General features: G+C 34.3%; 8 protein-coding genes and 1 pseudogene. 8 read left to right on the forward strand and 1 reads right to left on the reverse strand.

The annotated features are described in order from the left end of the window. Window positions 1–183: 183 nt before the first annotated feature. From LEP1GSC199_RS07230 to LEP1GSC199_RS07255, 7 genes and pseudogenes are all read left to right on the forward strand, one after another. Window positions 184–464: pseudogene (locus tag LEP1GSC199_RS07230) on the forward strand (type II toxin-antitoxin system RelE/ParE family toxin). 16 nt (window positions 465–480) lie between these two features. Beyond that, window positions 481–783, forward strand: a complete 303-nt coding sequence (locus LEP1GSC199_RS07235) for a HigA family addiction module antitoxin (RefSeq protein WP_002976056.1) — start codon at window positions 481–483, stop codon at window positions 781–783. A gap of 267 nt (window positions 784–1,050) precedes the next feature. Further along, complete coding sequence (locus tag LEP1GSC199_RS07240) at window positions 1,051–1,527, forward strand: type II toxin-antitoxin system VapC family toxin (protein WP_002979839.1); 477 nt, start codon at window positions 1,051–1,053, stop codon at window positions 1,525–1,527. Further along, window positions 1,527–1,703: a hypothetical protein gene (locus LEP1GSC199_RS21265; RefSeq protein ID WP_157356607.1), complete on the forward strand. Its 177-nt coding sequence runs from the start codon at window positions 1,527–1,529 to the stop codon at window positions 1,701–1,703. Before LEP1GSC199_RS07240 ends, LEP1GSC199_RS21265 begins: the two co-directional genes overlap by 1 nt. A gap of 672 nt (window positions 1,704–2,375) precedes the next feature. Further along, window positions 2,376–3,089 (forward strand): hypothetical protein, encoded by a 714-nt coding sequence (locus LEP1GSC199_RS07245; RefSeq protein ID WP_002979833.1) that lies wholly within the window; start codon window positions 2,376–2,378, stop codon window positions 3,087–3,089. Between the two features lie 238 nt (window positions 3,090–3,327). Continuing rightward, a complete protein-coding gene (locus LEP1GSC199_RS07250; RefSeq protein WP_002979835.1) occupies window positions 3,328–3,960 on the forward strand; it encodes a hypothetical protein in 633 nt (210 codons plus the stop codon). A gap of 201 nt (window positions 3,961–4,161) precedes the next feature. Beyond that, window positions 4,162–5,238 (forward strand): HNH endonuclease, encoded by a 1,077-nt coding sequence (locus LEP1GSC199_RS07255; RefSeq protein ID WP_002979837.1) that lies wholly within the window; start codon window positions 4,162–4,164, stop codon window positions 5,236–5,238. Between the two features lie 196 nt (window positions 5,239–5,434). On the opposite strand, the gene LEP1GSC199_RS22185 is transcribed toward LEP1GSC199_RS07255, so the two are convergent. Then, window positions 5,435–5,638: a GDCCVxC domain-containing (seleno)protein gene (locus LEP1GSC199_RS22185; RefSeq protein ID WP_081431666.1), complete on the reverse strand. Its 204-nt coding sequence runs from the start codon at window positions 5,636–5,638 to the stop codon at window positions 5,435–5,437. A 103-nt stretch (window positions 5,639–5,741) separates the two neighbouring features. On the opposite strand from LEP1GSC199_RS22185, the gene LEP1GSC199_RS20815 reads away from it, so the two are divergent. Further along, window positions 5,742–5,918 (forward strand): helix-turn-helix domain-containing protein (locus tag LEP1GSC199_RS20815; RefSeq protein WP_002979830.1); only part of this gene is annotated, 177 nt, incomplete at its 3' end.

Genomic DNA, 5,918 nt, shown 5'->3' on the forward strand with positions numbered 1-5,918 from the left:
ATTCCTCTTCTGTCACTCGCTTGCATACGCAAGCTACGTGCCAGTCCCTAACGTCCCGTTCGGGACTCAGGGTCGAGGAACGTCGTTAAGTCTAGTTCGTTAGTTGCAATTGGGTTAAATTTAAGATTAACTATTACAAATTAAAAGATTGACTACTATATCTGCAGTAGAGATATAGTAGGAATGATTCTTTCTTTCGGAGACAAAGAAACAGAGAAAATATTTAACCAAATATTCTCAAAAAGGATTCCTCCGGAAATTCAAAAAAAGACTCTTACGAAACTTATCTTAATTGATAATGCAGAAAAAGAGGAAGATATACGTGGCGTCCCTCTAATAGATTAGAAAGTTTAAAAGGTGATTTATCTGGATTTTATTCTATTAGAATCAATGATCAGTGGAGAATAGTTTTTAAATTTGATCAAGGAAATTGTAAGCAAGTCTCTGTTACTGACTACCATTAGAGGATAATACTAGAAGATGAAAAATAACAGAATCCCGACTCCTACTGTTGCAGAAATTTTAAAAGAAGAATTTCTTGAACCTATGCAAATCACTCCTTACAAATTATCAAAGGAACTTCATGTTTCAACTTCTACTATCTTAGACATTTTACATGGAAAAAGAAAAATAACCGTCGATATGTCTTTACGATTATCCAAGTTTTTTGGTATGTCTGAAAAATTTTGGATAAATTTGCAAACAGATCTTGATATTAGAGAAAAGAAAGAAAAATTAAAGACTAAATTAGATTCTATAAGAACTCTAAAATTATCTGCTTAGTCAAAAACCCAACTGCAACTAACAGCGACTTACCGCTACGCTTCGGGACTTCGCCCTCGTTCGGGCTACGCCAAATTCCCCTTCTGTCACTCGTTTGCATCCGCAAACTCCGTGCCAGTCCCTAACGTCCCGTTGGGTCGGGGAACTTCGGTAAGTCTAGTTCGTTATGCGAAATCTCTTATAAAATTTTCTTTAAGGAAAATAACTCAAAAAATAACAAATTTTTAATCTTTACACTAAGTCCAGAAAGTTAAACAGTTCTCAGAGATGAAAAGTCGTGTCTATATTGAAACTTCAGTAATAAGCTACTATACGGCCAAACTTTCTAAAGATATTCGCACTTTGTCACGTCAGGAAACCACAATTGACTGGTGGGAAGATGAAATGAACAAATTTAATTGCTTTATTTCTCTAGCCGTTATCGAAGAAATTCCAAAGGGAAATCCACTCGAAGCTGAAAAAAGATTAAAAGCATCCGAAAAATTGCCAATTTTAGCAGAAAAAGTCGAAATTATGGCTCTTGCTGAGAAATATTTTTCAAAATTAAACATACCAGAGAAATCAAAATATGATACTATTCATATTGCATATGCTTCATTTTACGAAGTTGAGTATCTTTTAAGTTGGAATATGAAACACATTTCTAACCCAAGAACTCAAAGTGCGTTAATTGATTTGAATTTAGAATTAAATTTAAAAACACCCCTGCTAATTACACCGGAAGCTTTAATGGAGATTTCATAATGGAAGATTTAATAATTACTGAAGTTAGGAAAATTAAAACTGAGTTGGAACAAGAAAGCAAAAATGATTTTGAACTAATTCTTAAAAAACATCAGTCGCTACATGAAATTTACAAGTCACGAATTGTAGAGAAAGACGAATTAGACAAAAAATCTATAATCACATCTCTAAAATAAGAGACTTCGCATAACATCGGGGAAACGCTTCGCTTCGGCACTTGCGGCCTCGCTCGGTCTGCGACACATTCCTCTCCGTCACGATTCTTGCTACGCAAGAATGCGTGCCGACGCTAACGCCTACTCCGTAGGCTCAGCTACGAGGAACGTCGTCTCCCCTAGTTCGTTAATTGCAATTAGTTAATTCTATTCAAAAAAACCAGCGCGCAATTTTTCTTAAAAGGTGAAAGTCCAACTTTGCTCAATTCAATAATAGATCTTTATATCGGTTTTATTACTTTGTTAATGATTCAGGCGTTTTAAAGAAAAGAATAAGAATTAAGAGATTTATTTCGCTACATTTCCTATTATTTTTTGGTCACGGTCTGCATGATTCAAAAATGATTGTCGGGCTTTGAAGACCAAGAATAAGAAAGAAAATTTGCGCGCTGGGATTTCAAACACTTCGTATTATTAGCAAATACAATAGAAAACCAACTGCAATTAACTACCGCTAACCACTTCACTTCGGGACTTCGCCCTCGCTTGGCCTTCGGCACATAGGCTTTTGTCACTCCTCTTGCTTACGCAAGCCTCGTGCCAATCCCTAACGCCTCTGCGAGGCTCAGGGCCAGCCTACGTTGGTTAGCTTGTTCGTTATGCGAAATTGGCGAAAAAACATAGGAGAAAAATTTGAATAAAAAAAAATCTAAACTTAAATTAAAAGAATCATTTGCTAGTTCATTTCATGAACAATTTGCTGTTAATCAAAATACACAATTTACACTTTTAATAACTATTTCAGTTTCACTTGCGACTGTCCTAGCAGGCCTTGGATATGTTATTGGAACATACTGTGTCGATGATAGACTCATATTTGGAAATAATTCACTAATTTATGCAGCTGCTACAACGGCAACTGCTCTCTACGGATACGGAGTAATACTTCTCGTCTCTGCTATGTCGTTTTCATTTAGACGGGATCAATTAATTTTAAATAGTTTACGCAAAGAGCTAGATATGTTTGCAAAACCTGAACCAAATAAACAATATTTAGCATTCTTTCCTCAGCAATATACTGGCGAACGTGCTTTCGAGGAATTTCAGTCTTACCATTTAAATTGGATGCCAAATCATTATGCGGTAATAACACGAATTATATTGTTGATGCTACTAATTGTAAACGTCCAATTCATAGTTTTTTTAAAAGATGCACAACTAATACAATCAAAATACGATATAGGCTGGAAGCTTCTTACTCTCGGTTCATTCACTCCATTTTTCCTAATCCTGTCCATATTTACACCGATCTATTACAGGCTAAGATTTAACTTATATCACAGAGAAATAAAAACAGAAAGCTGTTTAGGCCGTATGATTCTTTGGCTTGGAACAAAGTTCCCTTAAAACTTCGCCATCTTCGCATAACAGCGTGGAAACGCTGCGCTTCGGCACAAGGCCTCGCTTGGGCTACGCCACATTTCCCTTCTGTCACTCGTTTGCATCCGCAAACTCCGTGCCAGTCCCTAACGTCCCGTTGGGACTCAGGGTCGGGAAACGTCGTCTCCACTAGTTCGTTATGCGACATGGTCTAAAAATTTAATCTACTAAAAAAATAAACAACCAAAGAAATAAAAGAGTATTTATGAAAGAAATAAACGAATCTATTAGTCAAAATTCAAAAAAAACAACTGAAACAGGCGATACCGTATTCTCACTAGTTTTGATGATAGGAATAAGTTTTTGGTTTATTCATAAATGCAATTATGGAACTAATAAAAACGAATTAACACAGCAGCTAACGTCTGCAATCGTAAATAAAGCACCATTAAGCGATTTGAGGTTAATATTTGAGCGAAGAAATGAAGAATTATTCTATTTAAATGAAACAAAAGAATACGACAGCGATAAAATATTATTTGAAAATGTATTAGAAGATATAAAACTAAAAGAATATCAAAAAGATAAAAAAAATGAAGAGATTATAAATAGTATAAATAAATATCTAGAAACAAACAAAGAAACACATCCTTTTGATGGTCTTTCAATTGATCATAAAAGTCTATTTGAAAGAATCCGCCAAAAATCAGGTAAAAATTACATGTATATTTCTGAAGATATACATCAAATTGCTTCACATTTAATTAATGCGAATAATATACTTGAAAGATATATGAATAGATCAGAACAATCCTTTTGGGTTTCCATTTTATCGTTCATTGTTGCAACCATCTTAGGAGTATATCAAATATTTCTCTTCTTCAAAAAACCGAAATAAATTTTATTCAAAAGAGACCACGGTCGCATAACAGCGACTTACCGCTACGCTTCGGCACAAGGCCTCGCTCGGCCTCCGGCAAATTGTCCTTCTGTCACTCGTTTGCATCCGCAAACTGCGTGCCAGTCCCTAACGTCCCGTTCCGGGACTCAGGGTCGGACAACTTCGGTAAGTCTAGTTCGTTATGCGCCATTCTGAGATATGAACTGCTACCATACAGAAAAAACACATTCGAGTAACACTTCTAAGGAACATATTTTCCCTCAACAAATTGGAGGAAAATTTAAAGTTTCAGGAATCTTATGCCAAAAACATAACAATTCTTTTGGTCACACTATAGAAGCAGAACTCGAGACGAAATTGAATTTTTTTTGCATTTTACTTGATGTAGATAGAAACAACAAAGACAAAAAATATTATTTATTAGAAACTAAAGACAGGGTAGTTAAGGTATTCGCTAATCGAAAAGGCAAATTAGAACGGCCAAAGGTTCATATAGAAAAAGATAAGCAAGGTAAAATACTATCTATAAATATAGAGGAAAATTCCAGATTAGAACTTGAGAAAAAACTAAAATCCATAAAAGAAAAACACAACCTTAGTGACGAAATCGACAAGAATAGCCAAATATATGACATTGAAATCGGTCAAAAAGATTTTACAGAAAATAAAATAAACATTCCATTATATGAAAAATCGGTTATTTTTTGTATAGCCAAGAGCATTATAAATTTTGCACTCTCAAAAGGCATAGAAAAAAAATATATAGATAATTTAATAGAATTTCTATGCAATAATAAGCCATATCCAAATTACTTTACTACGCATCAATCACCGCTTAAAAATCCGAACAATGTAGATAACGTAATTATAATAATTGGTCAAAACAATAAAATCATCGCATATGTCCAATATCTCAATTTAATAAAATATTATTTTGTTTTAACAGAACAATATTCAGGACCCGATTTCTCTTTTAATTTTACAGAAAATCCAGAAGGGAGAGGACACCACGAAGATACTAAATTCGATATATCAAAAATTACAAATGCAAAGAAATCAACATCGGTTAACCTTGAAGAATTCAAAGAGACTTTTTATCCATTTATGGAAAGAGTATTTTTCAAAAGAGAACTTAATCAATTAATTGATAAACATATAGAAAATACAATAATGACAATTGGCGAAAATGCTACTACAGCAGAATTCTTAAACGATTTCAGCTATAATTTTATTACTGAATATATAAATAAATTCGAAAGTCAGAACGGCGCATAACAGCGACTTAACGCTTCGCTTCGGCACAAGGCCTCGCTCGGTCTGCGACACATAGGCTTCTGGCACTCCCCTTGCGTCCGCAAGTGTCGTTCCAGTCCCTAACGTCCCGTCGGGACTCAGGGTCAGCCTACGTCGTTAAGGCTAGTTCGTTATGCGACATTTTCAAAGTCAAATTTTAAATTAATTAATTGAGGAATTAACAACATCCTTCAATTTGTTTCGGAGGACATTTCACTGTTCCAAAAGAACAAAATACACAGCAATCACCATTCTTAGGCTTCATGTAATACAAACAACTATCACATGTATAAAAATGTTGGCAGGCATTTATAGGCATCTCTTCTTTCTTTCTAAACCCGCACTCTGGACAAGTTATAGTTGATAATGTAATTATTTCCATTTTCGTTCACCTTTTATATTTATTACTTTATATCCAACTTTATTCTGGGTAGAATCAAATTTTTAACGCAACACCGATAATCTAATGAATAAGGTGTTAATAAATGAATCATTATACAAGAATTAATTTGAAAGAAAGGGAAGTAATTGCTGAGATGCGATTTAAAGAGGAAAGTATTAGAAGTATAGCTAAGATACTGAATCGAAGTCCTTCAAGCATTTCCAGAGAATTATCTAAAGGTTATTCAAGAAATTCTTTCATTAATTATTCAGTATCAAAT

The sequence above is a fragment of the Leptospira vanthielii serovar Holland str. Waz Holland = ATCC 700522 genome, assembly GCF_000332455.1.
GTDB lineage: Bacteria > Spirochaetota > Leptospiria > Leptospirales > Leptospiraceae > Leptospira_A > Leptospira_A vanthielii.